20 protein-coding genes are annotated in these 17,053 nt (G+C 59.4%); all 20 read left to right on the top strand.

All coding sequences use genetic code 11. The features are described from left to right. Positions 1-4: 4 nt before the first annotated feature. The 20 genes from Q7U39_02555 (at position 5) to ppk2 (ending at position 17,053) form a co-directional block, all read left to right on the top strand. Positions 5-2,383 carry a phosphoketolase family protein gene (locus tag Q7U39_02555; protein ID MDO9116814.1) on the top strand — a complete coding sequence of 793 codons (2,379 nt, stop codon included), beginning with the start codon at positions 5-7 and terminating at the stop codon, positions 2,381-2,383. Continuing rightward, entirely contained in the window at positions 2,380-4,182 is a 1,803-nt protein-coding gene (gene ftsH / locus Q7U39_02550; GenBank protein MDO9116813.1) for an ATP-dependent zinc metalloprotease FtsH, read from the top strand. Before Q7U39_02555 ends, ftsH begins: the two co-directional genes overlap by 4 nt. A 28-nt stretch (positions 4,183-4,210) precedes the next feature. After that, a complete protein-coding gene (locus Q7U39_02545) occupies positions 4,211-5,389 on the top strand; it encodes an MlaE family lipid ABC transporter permease subunit (protein ID MDO9116812.1) in 1,179 nt (392 codons plus the stop codon). Between the two features lie 112 nt (positions 5,390-5,501). Beyond that, the gene (locus Q7U39_02540) at positions 5,502-6,344 is read left to right on the top strand and encodes an ATP-binding cassette domain-containing protein (protein MDO9116811.1); all 843 of its coding nucleotides are present in this window, start codon (positions 5,502-5,504) and stop codon (positions 6,342-6,344) included. A 40-nt stretch (positions 6,345-6,384) separates the two neighbouring features. Further along, complete coding sequence (locus tag Q7U39_02535; GenBank protein ID MDO9116810.1) at positions 6,385-7,347, top strand: MlaD family protein; 963 nt, start codon at positions 6,385-6,387, stop codon at positions 7,345-7,347. 10 nt (positions 7,348-7,357) lie between these two features. Beyond that, on the top strand, positions 7,358-7,990 hold the full coding sequence (locus Q7U39_02530) for an ABC-type transport auxiliary lipoprotein family protein (GenBank protein MDO9116809.1): 633 nt from the start codon (positions 7,358-7,360) through the stop codon (positions 7,988-7,990). Continuing rightward, the gene (locus Q7U39_02525; protein ID MDO9116808.1) at positions 7,991-8,380 is read left to right on the top strand and encodes a c-type cytochrome; all 390 of its coding nucleotides are present in this window, start codon (positions 7,991-7,993) and stop codon (positions 8,378-8,380) included. It abuts the gene before it with no gap. A gap of 33 nt (positions 8,381-8,413) precedes the next feature. Beyond that, complete coding sequence (locus tag Q7U39_02520) at positions 8,414-8,902, top strand: hypothetical protein (GenBank protein MDO9116807.1); 489 nt, start codon at positions 8,414-8,416, stop codon at positions 8,900-8,902. Then, positions 8,899-9,447 (top strand): hypothetical protein, encoded by a 549-nt coding sequence (locus tag Q7U39_02515; GenBank protein ID MDO9116806.1) that lies wholly within the window; start codon positions 8,899-8,901, stop codon positions 9,445-9,447. Before Q7U39_02520 ends, Q7U39_02515 begins: the two co-directional genes overlap by 4 nt. A 23-nt stretch (positions 9,448-9,470) precedes the next feature. Continuing rightward, the gene (locus tag Q7U39_02510; GenBank protein ID MDO9116805.1) at positions 9,471-9,920 is read left to right on the top strand and encodes a DsrE family protein; all 450 of its coding nucleotides are present in this window, start codon (positions 9,471-9,473) and stop codon (positions 9,918-9,920) included. Positions 9,921-9,973: 53 nt separating this feature from the next. Beyond that, positions 9,974-10,408, top strand: coding sequence for an OsmC family protein (locus tag Q7U39_02505; protein ID MDO9116804.1), 435 nt, complete (start codon positions 9,974-9,976; stop codon positions 10,406-10,408). A 197-nt stretch (positions 10,409-10,605) separates the two neighbouring features. Next, the gene (locus Q7U39_02500; GenBank protein MDO9116803.1) at positions 10,606-10,974 is read left to right on the top strand and encodes a cytochrome c; all 369 of its coding nucleotides are present in this window, start codon (positions 10,606-10,608) and stop codon (positions 10,972-10,974) included. Between the two features lie 85 nt (positions 10,975-11,059). Further along, complete coding sequence (locus Q7U39_02495; GenBank protein ID MDO9116802.1) at positions 11,060-11,278, top strand: DUF2892 domain-containing protein; 219 nt, start codon at positions 11,060-11,062, stop codon at positions 11,276-11,278. A 10-nt stretch (positions 11,279-11,288) separates the two neighbouring features. Beyond that, a complete protein-coding gene (locus tag Q7U39_02490) occupies positions 11,289-12,143 on the top strand; it encodes a c-type cytochrome (protein MDO9116801.1) in 855 nt (284 codons plus the stop codon). A 101-nt stretch (positions 12,144-12,244) separates the two neighbouring features. Next, the gene (locus Q7U39_02485) at positions 12,245-12,658 is read left to right on the top strand and encodes an OsmC family protein (GenBank protein MDO9116800.1); all 414 of its coding nucleotides are present in this window, start codon (positions 12,245-12,247) and stop codon (positions 12,656-12,658) included. Beyond that, positions 12,655-13,839: a sulfite oxidase gene (locus tag Q7U39_02480; protein MDO9116799.1), complete on the top strand. Its 1,185-nt coding sequence runs from the start codon at positions 12,655-12,657 to the stop codon at positions 13,837-13,839. Before Q7U39_02485 ends, Q7U39_02480 begins: the two co-directional genes overlap by 4 nt. Continuing rightward, the gene (locus Q7U39_02475; GenBank protein ID MDO9116798.1) at positions 13,836-14,456 is read left to right on the top strand and encodes a c-type cytochrome; all 621 of its coding nucleotides are present in this window, start codon (positions 13,836-13,838) and stop codon (positions 14,454-14,456) included. The genes Q7U39_02480 and Q7U39_02475 overlap by 4 nt, the downstream gene beginning before the upstream one ends. Before the next feature lie 37 nt (positions 14,457-14,493). Beyond that, positions 14,494-15,504 (top strand): c-type cytochrome, encoded by a 1,011-nt coding sequence (locus tag Q7U39_02470; protein MDO9116797.1) that lies wholly within the window; start codon positions 14,494-14,496, stop codon positions 15,502-15,504. A gap of 94 nt (positions 15,505-15,598) precedes the next feature. After that, positions 15,599-15,958: a DsrE family protein gene (locus tag Q7U39_02465; GenBank protein MDO9116796.1), complete on the top strand. Its 360-nt coding sequence runs from the start codon at positions 15,599-15,601 to the stop codon at positions 15,956-15,958. A 33-nt stretch (positions 15,959-15,991) separates the two neighbouring features. Next, on the top strand, positions 15,992-17,053 hold the full coding sequence (ppk2, locus tag Q7U39_02460) for a polyphosphate kinase 2 (protein ID MDO9116795.1): 1,062 nt from the start codon (positions 15,992-15,994) through the stop codon (positions 17,051-17,053).

Here is a 17,053-nt window from a genome sequence, read left to right as displayed (position 1 = left end):
GACGATGCCGCTGACAAAGAAGAAACCGCTCACACCGGACCTGCTCAAGAAGATGGACGCCTATTGGCGGGCGGCGAACTACCTCTCCGTCGGCCAGATCTATCTCTACGATAACCCGCTTCTGAAGAAGCCGCTGAGACGAGCCCATATCAAGCCGCGGTTGCTGGGGCACTGGGGAACCACGCCGGGACTCAACTTCATCTATATGCATCTGAACCGGGTGATCACGCAGCACGACCTGGACATGATCAATATCACCGGTCCGGGGCACGGCGGTCCGGGGCTTGTAGCGAATGCGTATCTCGAAGGCACCTACAGCGAGGTCTATCCGAACATCTCGCAGGACGAAGCGGGGATGAAGCGGCTCTTTAAGCAGTTTTCGTTTCCCGGCGGTATTCCGAGTCACGTGGCTCCGGAAACACCGGGCTCCATCCATGAAGGCGGCGAGTTAGGGTATTCCTTGTCGCATGCCTATGGGGCCGCCTTCGACAATCCCGATCTGATCGTGGCCTGCGTGGTCGGCGACGGCGAAGCGGAAACCGGTCCGCTCGCGACGAGCTGGCATTCCAATAAATTTCTGAATCCCGTCACTGACGGTGCGGTACTGCCCATTCTCCACTTGAACGGGTACAAGATCGCGAATCCCACCGTCCTGGCCCGTATCAGTCATGAGGAACTGGATCAACTGTTTCGCGGCTACGGCTACAAGCCGTATTTCGTCGAAGGGCGCGATCCCCGCACGATGCATCAACTCATGGCGGCCACGTTGGACACCGTCGTTGCGGAGATCAAGAAGATTCAACGCGCAGCCCGCACGAAAGGATTCATGGGCCGTCCGCGATGGCCGATGATCGTTCTGCGCTCGCCGAAAGGCTGGACTTGTCCCAAGTCGATCGACGGCAAGCGAGCGGAGGATTACTGGCGTTCTCACCAGGTGCCCATGGGCGAAATGGATAAGCCCGGGCACATCACCATCCTCGAAAAGTGGATGAAGAGCTACAAGCCGAGGGAATTGTTCGACAAGGCCGGACGACTCAAGCCTGAACTGGCCGAGCTTGCACCGAAGAAGTCGCGCCGCATGAGCGCCAATCCCCAGACCAACGGCGGGCTCCTCCTCAAGGATTTGCGCCTGCCGGATTTCCGCACGTACGCCGTCAGGGTGACCAAGCCGGGCGGGGTCGAGGCGGAGTCTACCCGCCTCATGGGACAGTTTTTGCGTGACACGATGAAGCTCAATATGGACAGCCGCAACTTTCGCCTCTTCAGCCCGGATGAGAACAACTCGAATCGCTGGCAGGATGTCCTGGAGGTGACCAATCGCGCCTGGATGGCGGATCGCTATCCATACGACGATCACCTGGCACCGGACGGTCGGGTGATGGAAATGCTCAGCGAGCACCAGTGCCAAGGGTGGCTGGAGGGGTATCTTCTCACCGGCCGGCATGGATTCTTCTCCTGCTATGAAGCGTTCATCCATATTATCGACTCGATGTTCAACCAACATGCCAAGTGGTTGAAGGTGTGCCGCCACATCCCCTGGCGGCGGCCGATCGCGTCGCTCAATTATCTGCTGTCGTCCCACGTCTGGCGGCAGGACCATAACGGGTTCAGCCATCAGGATCCCGGCTTCATCGATCACGTCGTCAATAAGAAGGCCGAGGTGATCCGGGTCTTTCTTCCGCCCGATGCCAATACCTTGTTGTCCGTCACGGACCATTGCCTGCGCAGCCGCAACCATGTGAATGTGATCGTTGCCGGCAAGCAGTCCGCGCCGCAGTGGCTCGACATGGACGCCGCGCTCAAACATTGCACGGCCGGCATCGGAATCTGGGATTGGGCGAGCAACGACCGGGAGAGCGAGCCCGACGTGGTCATGGCCTGTTGCGGGGATGTGCCGACGATGGAAACGCTGGCGGCGGTCGCCTTGCTGCACGAGCACCTGCCGGAATTGAGGGTGAGGGTCGTCAACGTGGTGGATCTCATGAAACTGCAACCGACCAGGGAGCACCCCAATGGACTGAGCGACAAGGAGTTCGATGCGCTCTTCACCGTGGACAAGCCGATCATCTTCGCGTTTCACGGCTATCCCTGGTTGATCCATCGGCTCACGTATCGGCGAACCAATCATGGGAATCTGCATGTGCGGGGCTACAAGGAAGAAGGCACGACGAGTACCCCGTTCGACATGGTGGTGATGAACGACCTGGACCGCTTTCATCTGGTCGGGGACGTCATCGACCGGGTGCCGTTGCACGGGTCGCGCGCCGATTATGTGAGGCAGGCGATGCGTGACAAATTGATCGAACATAAGCAATACATCACTGAGCATGGCGAAGACCTGCCGGAGATTCGCAATTGGACATGGCCAGGAGGCCGGCGATGAATAAGAAAATCTCGTTTTCCATCTGGTACGTCTTTCTCGCCATCTGGGCGGTGATTCTCGTGCACGACTTGATTCATGTCCTCCAGAAGATTGAAGAGCTGCCCTATAGCGAATTCAGGCAGCTTGTGATGGCCGGCAAAGTCGCCGAGGTGGCGGTCGGCAGCCACACCTTGACGGGGACGCTCAAGCCGGAGGGCGAGGCTAAAGAGCCGAAGCTGTTTTCGACCATTCGGGTGGAAGATCAGGATCTCGTCCGGGAGTTAAATCAGCACGGCGTGAAGTTCGTCGGGGTGATCGAGACGACCTTCTGGCGCGATGTGATGTCGTGGGTTCTGCCGGTCGCCATCTTCGGGGCCATCTGGTATTTCTTCATTCGCCGGCTGGGGCAGGCCCAGGGTGGCTTTATGCAGGTCGGCCAGTCCAAGGCGAAGATTTACGCCGAGACCGATATCAAGATCACTTTTGCCGATGTCGCCGGAGTGGACGAAGCGAAGGAGGAACTCCGCGAGGTGATCGAGTTTCTCAAGACGCCGGAGAAGTTCACCCGGCTGGGGGGCAAGATCCCCAAAGGCATCTTATTGGTCGGCCCGCCTGGGACCGGTAAAACGTTGCTGGCGCGCGCCGTCGCGGGAGAGGCCGGGGTGACGTTCTTCAGCATCAGCGGGTCGGAGTTTGTGGAAATGTTTGTGGGGGTGGGCGCGGCGCGCGTGCGCGATCTCTTCGAACAGGCGAAGCTGAAGGCGCCATGCATTATCTTCATCGATGAACTGGATGCACTGGGGAAAGCGCGGGGCATGGGACCGATGGCCCATGAAGAACGTGAGCAGACGCTCAATCAATTGCTGGTTGAGATGGACGGGTTCGATCCCCGCATCGGTGTCATCTTGATGGCAGCGACCAACCGTCCGGAAATTCTCGATCCGGCGCTCTTGCGCGCAGGCCGGTTCGATCGCCACGTCGTGGTGGACCGTCCGGACAAGATCGGGCGCCTCGCTATCCTTCGAGTCCATGCCAAGCACGTGCCGCTGGGTCCTGATGCGGATCTCGAGAACATCGCGGCAATGACGCCCGGATTTTCCGGCGCCGATCTGGCCAATATCATCAATGAGGCGGCGTTGCTGGCGGTGCGGCGCGGCAAAGACCTGGTGGGGATCTCGGAATTGCAGGAAGCGGTGGAACGGGTGATTGCTGGGTTGGAAAAGAAGAATCGGGTCCTCAATAAGATGGAGAAAGAACGGGTGGCCTATCATGAGACCGGTCACGCGCTGGTGGCGATCTCGTTGCCGGGCTCGGATCAGGTACAGAAAATCTCGATCATTCCTCGCGGCGTGGCGGCGCTTGGCTACACACTGCAATTGCCCACCGAGGACCGGTTTCTGATGACGAAGTCCGAGCTGGAGAACAAGATTGCGGTGCTCCTAGGGGGACGCATTGCCGAGGAAATGATCTTCGGCGAGGCCTCCACCGGCGCGCAGAACGATCTGGTTAAAACGACGGACATTGCCAAGAGCATGGTGAAGGCCTACGGAATGAGCGAGAAGCTGGGTACTATTACGCTGGAACGGGAACGGCAGCCGCAGTTCGTCCAGATTCCGGTGGCGTCGGAAAAAGGGGATTATTCCGAGGAGACGGCCCGGGAAATCGATTGTGAAGTGCGGCGGATCATCGACGAACAGTATGAGCGGGTGAAGCGGCTACTCGAACAACGCAAAGCCGCCTTGACCGAAGGCGCGCGGGTCCTGCTGGAACGGGAAGTCATTAGCGGGAGTGAGCTGAGAGCGATTATGGATACGCACTGATCTGTACGAAGGATGTGCGGCGCGGGGGATGCGCCGGACGGCAGCGCTGGTTGATGCGAGGTGTGACGAGAACATGACGATGGAACGGCAGGCTTCGATTGAGCGCGTGGACCATGTGATGTATTGCCGCGGCCGGTGGGTTCTGCCGAATGTCGCCGACCTCGAATGCCAAGCCGGCGCGCTCGGCTGGCCCGAGAGGGGCGGCGTGATCTACGACGCGAGCGAGATTACCACGATGGACACAGGCGGGGCGGTGCTCTTGTGCCAGAGTCTCCGTGCGGCCGGTCGGGGTGGACGAACGGCGTCGCTCCAAGGCCTGCCAGCGCAATTCGCCGCGTTGCTCCACATGGTCGAGACGCAGTCGGCGAACGCGTTCGGGGTGGTCCCGGCGCAAGGGGGGCAAAGGGGGCAAGGGGGATGGATCGAGCGAGTGGGACGGGTCGCGTGGCATGAACTGGAGTCCGGTAGGCGCGGTCTCGCCTTTCTTGGCGAGAGCACCGTCGCTTTTCTGCGCGTGCTGCGCCAACCGGGGTCGCTGCGTTGGCGTTCTCTCTTACGGATGCTGCAAATCGACGGGGTGAATGCCTTGCCCATCACGGGCTTGCTGACGTTTCTCATCGGCGTGGTAATCGCCTATCAGGGCGCCGAGCAGCTACGAAAGTTCGGGACGAACATTTTCATCGTCGATCTGGTGGGCATCTCGTTGCTTCGTGAGATCTCACCCTTGATCGTGGCCATTCTCATTGCAGGCCGGTCGGGATCGGCCTATGCGGCCGAGATCGGCACCATGAAGGTGACGGAAGAGCTGGATGCCGTGCGGACGCTGGGCATCTCGCCGATGGCGCTGCTCGTCCTTCCGCGGGCGCTGGCGTTAGTCGTCGCCTTGCCGTTGCTGACGGTATACGCGGATGTGCTCGGAGTCTTTGGGGGAATGTTGATCGCTTCGAGCCAGTTGAATGTCGGCTTTACGGAGTTTGTTTCGCGCTTTGAAGACGCGGTCGCAGTCCGGCACTTTTTCATCGGAATCGCCAAGGCGCCTTTCTTCGCCATCATCATTGCGCTGGTCGGATGCTACCAGGGATTCCAGATTCGCGGCGGGGTGGACGATGTCGGCCGTCATACGACCATCAGTGTGGTGCAGAGCATTTTCCTGGTCATTGTGTTCGACGCGATTTGTAGTATTTTGCTGAACTGGTGGGATTTGTGATGCGCGAGACAGGCGGGACAGGCGTGAGTCGCGGGACTGATGGATCTGGTCTCCCATGTCGCTTTTGGCGCGCTTTCCCCGCCGTTCTCGCTGGCGCGGGAGTATAGCGAAGATGGGAACTAGGGGACTGAGTGGCGCCGAGTCACGGGCCGGTTCCGACGACATCAGCGCGCCGATTATCGAGGTCAGTCATGTGGCGACTCGGTTCGGCCAGGCCGTGGTGCACGCGGATGTGAGCCTTTCGGTCCGGCGCGGCGAAGTCTTTGCGATTGCGGGCGGCAACGGGTGCGGGAAATCGACGCTGTTGCGTGAAATCGTCGGGCTGCTCACGCCCTCGTCCGGGTCGATCCGCCTGTTCGGCTTAGACAGTCGGGCGCTGGAAGAATACGACGGTCGCCAGATCCATCGGCGGTTTGGGGTGATGTTCCAGCAAGGGGCGTTGTTCAGTTCGTTCACACTGGCGGAAAATGTCGCGGTGCCGCTGCGGGAATTTACGGGCCTGAGCCCGCAACTGATCCGTGAGATTGTGGCCGTGAAGATTGCGATGGTGGGATTGCCGCCGGACAGCGCCACCAAGTTTCCCAGCGAACTGAGCGGCGGGATGCGGCGGCGGGCGGCGCTGGCCCGGGCGATCGTGATGGATCCTGAATTGTTGTTCCTCGATGAGCCGACGGCGGGTCTGGATCCGATCATCGCCGCGGGATTCGATGATCTGGTGCTCTCTCTGAAGCGCTTGTTGGGACTGACGGTGGTCATGGTGACGCATGATCTGGATTCGCTGTGGCGCATCGCCGATCGGGTGGCGGTCTTGGGCAACGGAAAGGTTCTCGGCGTCGGGACGATGCAGGAGTTGTCACAGTCCGACGACCCTGTCATTCGTGAATATTTCCAGGGCCCGCGGGGGCGCGCGGCGCAGGAGCAGGCGGCCTGGAATCAACAAGGGCGTCGCACGTGACGCGTTCAGGAGATCCGGAAGCGAGTAGAATGAGGGTGTCATGGAACCGAAGGTGAATTATTTTCTCGTGGGCTCCTTTGTCGTCGTCCTCGGCGCGGCGATGGTGATCGGCATGTTCTGGCTGGGCAAGACAGACTACCGCGGCGTGAATGACCGATACGAAGCGTTTATGCGGGAGTCCGTCGCAGGGTTGAGCGTGGATTCCACGGTCAAGTATCGCGGGGTGGACGTGGGGCGGGTGAAGGCCATCACCTTGAACCAGAGCAATCCAGAAGAGGTGCTGTTGACGTTGGATATCGCGCGCGGGACGCCGATCAAGACGGATACCATCGCCGTTCTTGAAACGCAGGGACTCACAGGACTGGCCACGATCAACTTGACCGGCGGCAGCCGCGATGCCCCTCCGCTGCAGGCCGAGCCGGGGCAGGAATATCCGGTGATCAAGACAGGGCCATCTTTGTTCTTCCGTCTCGACGAGGGGATGTCGCGGCTCTTATCTGAAAAAGGACTGGCCAAACTGCTCACCGATCTTGATGTGTTGGTGAAGGGGGCGTCGGAAGTGGTGGATGAGGAGAACCGGGTCCGGTTGAAGCAGACACTCAAAGACCTGTCCGAGGTGGCGCAGACGATCGCCGCGCACAAGGATCAACTGGATCGCGGGCTGTCCGGCGCGGAGCAGAGTGCGGACAATCTCGCCAAGATGACCCTGTCGCTCAACGAGCAGGTGCCGTTACTGCTCGGGCGGATCAACAAGAGTGCCTCATCGCTCCAGCGACTGACCGACGAGTTGGCGGTGACGAGCAAGGCCGTCGGGACGTTGGTCCATGAGACGAAGCCGGAAGTGGAGCAGTTCTCACGCCAGACCTTGCCAGAATCGAGTCTGTTGGTGAGTGAACTGCGGCAATTGACCGGAACCCTCAATCGCGTGGTGCGTGATCTTGAGCGGGAGCCGAACGCGCTGGTGTTCGGGAAGCAGGCGCCGCGCCGCGGACCCGGCGAATAGGGAGGCACGGATGAAATCGTGGTTTGGACGAATGGTGTTGATGATGCTGTTATTGACGGCATCGGGCTGTTTCTCGCCTCGGGGCGATGCCCTTCCGGTTCATACCTTTCAATTGAGCGCGGACGGAGGGTTTGATGAAGGGCGTCCCGTTCCAGTGGATGGGCCGGTTTTGTTGATAAGCCTGCCACAGGCGGAGCCCGGGTTCGAGACGCAGCGGATGGTCTATGTCACGCGGCAGTTCGAGTTGGAATACTACGCCACGAATCAATGGGCCGAGAGTCCCGCGCGTCTGTTTGCGCCTTTGCTGGTGCAGTCGGCCGGTCGAACCGGTGACTGGCGCACGGTCGTCGCCTTGCCGAGTTCCATTCGCGGAGACTATCGGTTGGATGTGGCGGGGGTCGCTGTCCAGCAGGAGTTTCTGCAACGGCCGAGCCGCGTGCGGATCACGCTCCGTAGCCAGCTCGTGGATCTCAAGGAGTCTCGGGTCGCGAGCACGAAGACCTTCGAAGCGGTGGCCCAGGCTCCGAGCGAGGATGCTTACGGGGGGGTGTTGGCGGCGAATCAGGCAACCGCGACCATACTCACGCAGGTCACGTCGTGGCTCCACAGCTGTGTGCGCCATCAGCCGGAGTGCAATCGGTAGATGAGTGGCAGGCTATCAGAAGTGGGGGATAAGAAGATCATGACGGATTTCCGTATGCGGATGATCGTGGTCGCCGTGATCGGCTGGTGGCTGGCGATGACTATCCCAGGATTTGCGGCAGGCGAGGTGAATCTCTATCGTGGGAAGCAGGTCTATGAGAAATACTGCCTGGCCTGCCATGGCTCGCAGGGGAGAGGGGATGGCGCGACGCAGTTCGATCCACCGGTGGCGGATCTGACGTCGAGCCAGGTCCTGGTGAAATCCGATTCACGGTTACTCCGAAGCATCCATGACGGCCGGACGAATACGGCGATGGACGCGTGGAAGTCCACTGTGTCGGATGACGCGATGCGCGATGTGCTGGCCTATATCCTGACGTTTCCGCGATGAAGATGAAATGATCGAAGGAATGGCTGTCATGTCATGAGAGTCTCTTGGAAGACCGGGCTGAGCTTCGGGTTGACGTCGGGCGTCATTACTACGCTGGGCTTGATGGTCGGATTGAATTCAGGGACACATTCACGCCCCATCGTCATCGGCGGGATTCTGACGATAGCGATCGCCGACGCCATGTCGGATGCGCTCGGCATCCATGTGTCGGAAGAATCAAAAAACAATAGTCCGGCCAGTCAGATCTGGGAATCGACCCTGGCCACGTTTCTGGCCAAGTTCGTCATCGCCCTCACCTTTGCCGTCCCGGTTCTGCTGGCGCCGCTCGATCAGGCCATTCTCATCAGCGTCATGTGGGGCCTGTTCTTGTTGGCAGGGCTCAGCTTTGTTATCGCAAGGACGCAAGGAATCGCGCCCTGGAAAGTCATCGGTGAACACCTCGTGATTGCGCTCTGCGTGGTGGCTCTCACGCATGCGGTCGGTGATTGGGTCCGGCTGTATGTGGCGGACGGGAGGCCATGATGAGTGCGGCGACGGATCGCTCCGATCTTGATCCTACCTATGAGCGCTTGCTGATGCTCTGGACCTCCGGGGTGCGCGACTATCACACGATGCTCTCCGACTATCTGACGGCCCATTCCATTTTCGTGGCGGTGATCGGCCTGATCGTCTCGCGGGGATTGCTGCCGTTGTCGTTCACCGTGTTGATTGCGCTCCTCTGTGCGTTTGGCGTGTTGATGTGTCTCCAGATGGCGATCGTGCTTGGGCGATTGTCAGGTCAGAATGCCTTGTGGGAGTGGCGATTACGCGGGATCGAACAGTCTCCCGTCTGGGATCGGCAGAAGCTGATCATGGGCCTCTACCAGCTCCATGAGACGAGGCTGCCTATCCAAGATCCCCTGAACGAGCCGCCGGTATTCTTGCCGAACTGGGCGTTCCGTCAACACCGGCAGTGGTGGGCCCATCGCGCCGTCAGCTTTCCCTGGTTTTTCGGATCGGTGTACGGCGTGTTTTTTGTCTGGGCGGGGACACAGTTAATTCGACTGGTTGCAGGCGGTTCACCCTAATATCGCAAGTGACGGGGGGAGATATGTGGAAATCGTCCATCGTCCTGACCGGGCTGTTCGGCGTGCTGTTATTGTTTCACGCCATGCCTCTGCATAGTTTGGGCGAGCAGATCCCGGTGGATCAAACGCATCGTGTCGTCATGCATCTGAACTCGGGCGACGAGAAAGTTCAGCGGGGCGCGCTGAACAATATCCGACACCTCTACCAGGAGGTGGGGCGCGAACATCTTCAGTTGGAACTGGTCGTTCACGGGGCCGGTCTGACGTTGCTCGCAAAGGGTGCGACGGCATTCAGGCAGGATCTGGCGGACTTGAAGGCGGAGTATGGCGTGCGGTATACCGCCTGTTCGAATACGATGAAAGCGATGAAGCTCGTGCGTGAGGATTTGATCCCGGAAGTCGGGGATACCGTTCCGGCGATGGTCCGGTTGATGGAGCGGCAGGAACAGGGATGGGCCTATATCAAGCCGTAGCGGAGAGCTCATGGCTTATAGCTGATGGCTGAAAGCAGGGACTAGGAGGAAGTATGGAATCGAAACCGAAAGTCTATCTGTATCACACGGCGGTGAAATGGACGGAACAGCGCAAAGGAGTGATTTCCTGCGCGGGCAAGCCCGATGTGGCGGTCGCGACGCCGCCGGAATTCAAAGGGCATGACGGCATCTGGTCGCCTGAAGATCTATTCGTCGCGTCTGCCAATATCTGTTTGATGACCACGTTCTTGTCGGTGGCGGAGCGAGCCGGTCTGGCCTTTGCCTCCTACGAGAGTGCGGCTGAAGGAAAGCTGGAATTGGTCGAGGGCAAGTTTCAATTCACGGCCATCACGCTAAAGCCGGTGATTACGCTTCATGCCGGTGGGGATGCCGCCAAAGCTAAGGAGCTGATCGAAAAGGCTGAAGCCAATTGCCTGATTTCGAACTCGATGAAGGCTCACGTCACCCTCGTCCCAACCATTCGTTGATTTCCTCGAACTGGGGCATCCTGGGACAGTGTGTGAAAGCTGGCCTGGGGTGTTTCTCGCCACTTGAAGGTCACGCGCCTATCTGTCCTTCAGGTATAGAAGCTAACCTACTGGGATCATTGATTAGTTTTCTCACCTGACTTTCACACTGATGGCACATCGCTCGCATTAGTTTTCCTGTAAACAGAAGAGGTGGTATGCGTGTTGTCGGAATCATATTCATCGGTGTGATCGGGATAGTCTCGGTCGGGTTCGGTGGTGGCGGATTGAAAGATCTTCCGGCTCCGGGGAAGGACTCTGATGCCGTGATCGGTCGAGAGATCTATTCCAATACCTGTATTCGCTGTCACGGGATCGATGGCAAAGGAGCGATGGGAATTCACCTCGTTCCAAAGCCGGCCGATCTGACCTCACCGGGCATTCAGACCCGTTTGGATGCCAGTCTCTTCAAACGAATTCACGATGGCAAGCCCAACACGGCGATGGGGGCATGGAGTACGGCGTTATCAGACGACGAAATCTGGGATGTGTTGGCCTATGTGCGGACATTGAAGCAGGGGCCTTGAGAATGAGCGAATCTTTTTAGCAGATCCTGACTCCTACGAGTGCAAAGTGGTCGATGAGTGGCGAGCTTAACCGGGAGGTGTCGTGATGGCATGCAATGTTGGAGGGGTGGAACGACCCATTCGAATCGTTGTTGGAGTCATTGCCCTGGGAATCGGAGCTTTTGCGGGATTGCCGCCGGTGGGTACCGGGGTGGCGCTTGTGGTTGGGACCATTGCCCTAGTCACCGGGGCCATTGGATTCTGCCCGCTCTGGACTGTATTCGGGATCAATACCTGTCCGATCGCCCCTGGGAAGAAGGGCTAGCGGGGAGGCAATGCGATTATATCTCTGGACATGCGTCATTGCGGTTGGATTGCTGGTCGGTGAAGGTGGATGCACGCCAACCCCGAAGGTCGTTTCGACTCTTGAGTCCGGCCATAGGGGTGACGGGTTAACGTCCGCCGATATGGTGTTTGCGCCGCCATCGCCTGAGCTGATCCCCGGCGATCAACGAGGCGAGCAGATTCGCTTAGGCTACAAGATTGTGGTCGATACACAGGACTACGGGCGGCCCTACGTGGGCAATCGGCTGAATTGCACGAATTGTCATCTCGATGCCGGCCTGAATCCGAACACCGCGTCGTTTGTGGGCATCAGCCGGTTGTATCCGGAATACCGGGCGCGAGCGGATCGGCAGATGACGCTGGCGGATCGCATCAATGAATGTTTCGAGCGCAGCATGAACGGGAAAGCTCTTCCCTCCGATAGTTCCAAGTTACAGGCCGTCGTGGCCTACATCGAGTGGTTGTCGCAAAACCTCCCACCGGGTAGTGCGGTGCCATGGCGCGGGATCCCACGTCTGACCTCCAGCCACATTCCCGATCCCGTGAACGGGAAAAAACAGTTCGCGACGAAGTGTGTGTTCTGCCATGGAGCGGAGGGGCAAGGGACGATGGCCGCACCGCCGGTCTGGGGTCCGCATTCCTACAGTATTGCGGCAGGGATGGCTCGTATCACGGTGGCGGCGCCGTTCATCAAGTCCAATATGCCGAGAGGCTGGGGCTGGACACTGACCGACGATGAGGCTTTCGATGTGGCGGCCTATGTGAACAGCCAGCCGCGTCCTGATTTCCCCGGCAAGCAGCACGATTGGCCAAAGGGCGGCAAACCGGCGGATACGCCGTACTAGTGCGCGAGACGTGCGAGAAACGCGTGACGGGTTGGAAGTTTCATCTTGGCGAGTCGCGCCTGTCGCGCTCTCCATTCACGAAGGACGCAGGAGCGGATGACATGAAACTCACGGTCGCGTATCACGGTGGCACCAGATACGACGTCACCAGCGGTCGGCATCGTGTGGTGACCGATCAGCCGGAAGAAGATGGCGGCCACGATGCGGGGATGAGTCCGGTCGAACTCTTTGTCGGCTCGGTCGCCAGCTGCGTCGGTTACTTCGTCGGGCAGTTCTGCGCACGGCATGACATTTCCCGTGACGGCCTCGGGGTGGATGCCGAGTGGGAGATGGCCGAGGGACCTCATCGCGTGGGGAAGATGGTATTGACGATCCGGTTGCCGCATCGTCTCACGCCGGACATGAAAGAGCGCTTGTTGAAGGTCGCCCACGGGTGCACGGTGCATCAATCTTTCTCCGGCGCCCCGCCCGTCACGATCCAGCTCAATCCTCATGCAACGGGAGTGCATCCATGAGCGAGTCCGTGTCATCCTCCCGTCGAACACTGTTCAAGCGGATGGCCGCTATGATCGGCGGACTCGCGGTCTGGCGTCAGATGCGACCGGCGCTGGCCCAGCAGACAGCGTCACCGGAAACCGGCCCGCAGACCGTACGCGTGATGCGACCGTACGATGCGGAAACGCCCGTGCGCGAATTCACGTCCTATGTGACCCCTAATCATCGATTTTTCGTAAGAAGTCATTTCGGTCCGCCCGCGCCCGAATTGATTGCCGAGGCCAATTGGCGGCTGCATGTCGGGGGATTGATCGAACATCCGTTGGAACTCACACTCAGGGATCTCAAAGAGTTTGAACGGGTAACGATCACGGCCGTCGTCCAATGTAGCGGCAACGGGCGCGCGTTCCATCGTCCGAAGGTGCCGGGTGTGCAATGGGAGCGCGGCGCGGTCGGCAATGCGCAATGGACTGGTGTGCGGCTGCGGGACGTGCTGGCCAAAGCCGGCCTACGGCCGGCCGCGAAGCACGTGCAACTCCAAGGCGCTGATCGCCCGGTTGTGGCCTCTGTTCCATTGTTTACGCGAAGCATCCCGTTGGAGAAAGCCGTTCATCCGGACACGATCCTGGCGTATGAGATGAATGGACGCCCCTTGCCGTTGTTGCATGGCGCGCCGTTGCGAGTCATTACTCCGGGCTGGATGGCGGATTCCTGTACCAAATGGTTGACGGAGATCACGGTGCAGGCAGACGAAGCCAAGGGGTATTACATGCAGACGGCGTATCGTGTGCCGGTCACGGCCATCCAACCGAACTCCGGCCTGCCGGGGACGTCGATGGTTCCCGTGGAGGCGATGGTCGTGAAGTCACTGATCGCTTCACCCGTCAACGGCGATGAGGTCGGGCGAGGACCGGTCACTGTGCAGGGCGTGGCCTGGAGCGGAGAAGAGGCTGTGGCGACCGTGGAGCTTTCGTTCGATGACGGCAAGACCTGGGAGCCGGCGCGGCTGGTCGGCGAAGACGAGCCCTATGCCTGGCGGCAATGGCAGTTCCTGTGGAAGCCCAAGGGGGCCGGGGCCGTGACGATCCTTTGTCGTGCGACGGATGCCGCGGGACAGGTTCAACCCCAAGAGAGTCCGTGGAATCCCAGCGGGTTCTTGTGGAACGGGTGGGACCGTGTGTCTGTGACGGTGCAGATATGATGATAGTGCGTACCTCTGCGATCATCGGTGCAGTGTTGTTGGCAGTGGCCGGTCTTGTCGTGCTGACGGCGGCGCAGGAAGACGATCAGGCGTCGGTGAGCGCAACGCTGGCGCCGCGTGCCGAAGGGCTGATCGTGGCGCGTTGCTCGGTGTGCCACAGTCCGGATCTGGTGGCTCAACAGCGCTTGCCGAAAGACCGCTGGGCTGCGACGGTCGACAAGATGAAACATTGGGGGGCGGAGATTGCCGATGATGAAGCCGACCTGCTCGTGCGGTACCTGTCGGCCCGTTATCACCCGGCTGCGCCGGATCATCTCCCGCCGCTCGATCAGGAATTGAGAAAAGCGGAGCCGCTCACGCAGGAGCCGGCGGACAACGGTCCGCTCGTCGGCGTGGCGACAAGAGGGGCGGGCATCTTCGAGCATAATTGCCAGGCCTGTCACGGCGCCGGTGCGACTGGCGGGATGGGGCCGAAGCTGGCGAAGAATCCGATTCTGAAACATGACGATCTGTTCTGGGAGACCGTGCTGCATGGGCGAGGGCCGATGCCGGCCTGGGGATCGGTGTTGAGTCAGCAAGATATCGCCGACGTACACACGTGGTTACTGACGAAGTAGCGGGTAGTCGAGTTCACCATAGAGGAAAGGAGCGGTCATGAACGTGAGACGGAGCGTAGTTGTCGGAGGGGCGCTGCTGACATTGGTGGGGTTGATGTCTACACCACGGTTGTTGTTCGGAGCCGATCAGCCCAAGGCCAAGGAGCTGATTCAGCAGAACTGCGTCCAATGTCACCGAATGGAAGGGCAGCCTGACTCCCGGTTCAATCTCAAGGCGCCCGATCTGATCTGGGCCGGGAGCAAGTACAACCGGGCCTGGTTGATTCGCTGGCTGACCGGCAAAGAAGCGCCCCTGTATGTCAAAGGGTATCGCTGGGATCAATCGCAGGAAGCGCATAAGCATGTGACCGTCTCGGAGGCCGAGGCCAACGGGATTGCCGATTACCTGGCCGAACACAACAAGGATCCGCGCGTAAAAGTCGGGGCGTTCGATTTGGCGAAAGTGACGAAGTTCGAAGCGGCGTTCGGCGGGATGGCTTACAAGGCCCATGCCTGTCTCGGCTGTCACACGGTCGAGGAAAACGGGAAGCTCATCGGCGGCCAGCAGAGTGCGGCGTTAGAGAAGGCCGGACTACGATACAACCAGGATTGGCTGTTCCGGTTCGGGCAGAATCCACAAGACTTCACGCCTCATAGCGGAGAGTTTTTGGCCGATGCGACGGAGCCGCAGCTTCGCGCCGTGATCGGCTATTTGATGGTGCAGGGCGTGCCTGACTTCAAATACTACGAGCCCTGGACGAGTCAGGAGTTCTCCAAGGCCAGCCCCGGCCGCGGCAAAGTGATTTATAAAGAGTACTGTATGCAGTGCCACGGCGCGACCGGCAAGGGCGACGGGCCGGCTGCGGCCACGATCGAGCCGAAACCCGCGATCCACGCCAATATCAACTTCAGCGAGGTGCCGACCGAGTATCTGTACAACATGATCAATCACGGCGGCGCGGCGATGGGCAAATCCGCCAACATGCCCTATTGGGGCCTGACCATCGGGCAGCAGGGCGTGGCCGATGTCATGGCCTATTTAAAGACGACGTTCAAAGGGCCGAAATAGGAAACGTGTGGAGAAGCGTCTCTCGTATCTCGTGAAGCGTGAATAGCGCCCGCGAGATACGAACGACGAACGACGAGGGACGGAGGGTTCATCGATGGCGACGTTTATTATTTCAGGCAGCCGAGGCACGGATGATCCCACGATGGCGACGCTCCCGTTCGTCGCGGCGAAAGCGGCCAAAGAGCAGGGACACGACGTGGTGCTCTGGCTCTGGAACGAAGCGGTGACGTTGGGACGGAAGGGTACGGCCGATCATGTTCATGGTGTGAATCTAACACCGCTAAAAGACTTGCTTGCCGGGGTACAAGCTGCAAATATTCCCATATGGGTCTGCGGCGCCTGTGCGGTGGCGAGGCAAATCGGCGGAGCCGATTTGGTTGCTGGCGCATCTATTAAAGGCATGCCGGATTACATCAAGGCCGTTGCCGAACGTGATCGCAGTGTCGTGTTCTAACGTAGAGATCGAGTCTAACGCGGGGGAGATGTCATGGCTGCTGAAGACGAGTCGACCGGCAAATCAAAGAATAGGAAAGAGCGTCGGGCTGAACGGGATGGCGAAGCCATCGCCGATACAGACGGAGAGCGGCTGGCTGCTGAATTGGAAGACATTCCCACCGCGATTCCCAGGCAAGGTGATGGCTATCGTCAGGGACAGAGCAAAGCCGTCGATCAGATCGCCTATGCGATCGGTGTCGCCGGGCACGCGTTGACGGATGACGACCTGATTCGCATCAACACTCGAAGAGGGTTGTTGACACTCCTGAAGCGGAAAGAGGTCGATCTGGAGGAAGTGCGCAAGACCTTGCTGTATGAGCAGGAATTGCAGCAGCTTCAGGTCGAGCTGGTTCGATTGCAGCGGTGGGTGCAGGAGAGCGGCCAGCGGATAGCGATTCTGGTCGAAGGCCGTGACGCGGCCGGCAAGGGCGGCACGATTCGCCGCTTTACGGAACACTTGAATCCTCGCGCCATGCGAGTCGTCGCGCTCCCTAAGCCGTCGGATGAAGAGCGCGGCCAGTGGTATTTCCAGCGCTATATCCGGCAATTGCCGAACAAGGGCGAGATCGTGTTTTTTGACCGCAGTTGGTACAACCGCGCCGTAGTCGAACCGGTAATGGGCTTCTGCAGCAAAAAAGATCATCAGCGCTTCCTGCAGCAGGTCACCGAGTTCGAGCATATGCTCTACGAAGACGGCGTGACCATCATCAAGTTCTGGTTTTCCATCTCCAAAGAGGAGCAGGCGAAGCGTTTCGAGGCGCGCCGCCAGAATCCGCTGAAGCAGTGGAAATTGAGTCCGGTCGATGAAAAGGCGCAGGAACTGTGGGATTCCTACACGCGCTACAAAGAAGAAATGTTCAGCAAGACGCACGCCACCTTCAGTCCCTGGATCATTGTAAAGGCGAATGACAAGCAGTCCGCGCGGCTGGAGAGTCTGCGGTATGTGTTGAATCTCCTGCCCTACAAGGGCAAAGAAGAGACGCAGATTCGTCTGACGCCGGATCCCAATATCATCACGCGCTTTCATCGCAAGATGGTGGAGCTCGATTTATGA

The organism is Nitrospira sp. (assembly GCA_030653545.1).
In the GTDB taxonomy this organism is placed as follows: domain Bacteria; phylum Nitrospirota; class Nitrospiria; order Nitrospirales; family Nitrospiraceae; genus Nitrospira_D.
The sequence above is the reverse complement of the archived record's forward strand: the minus strand, read 5'-3'. Positions and strand labels throughout refer to the sequence as shown.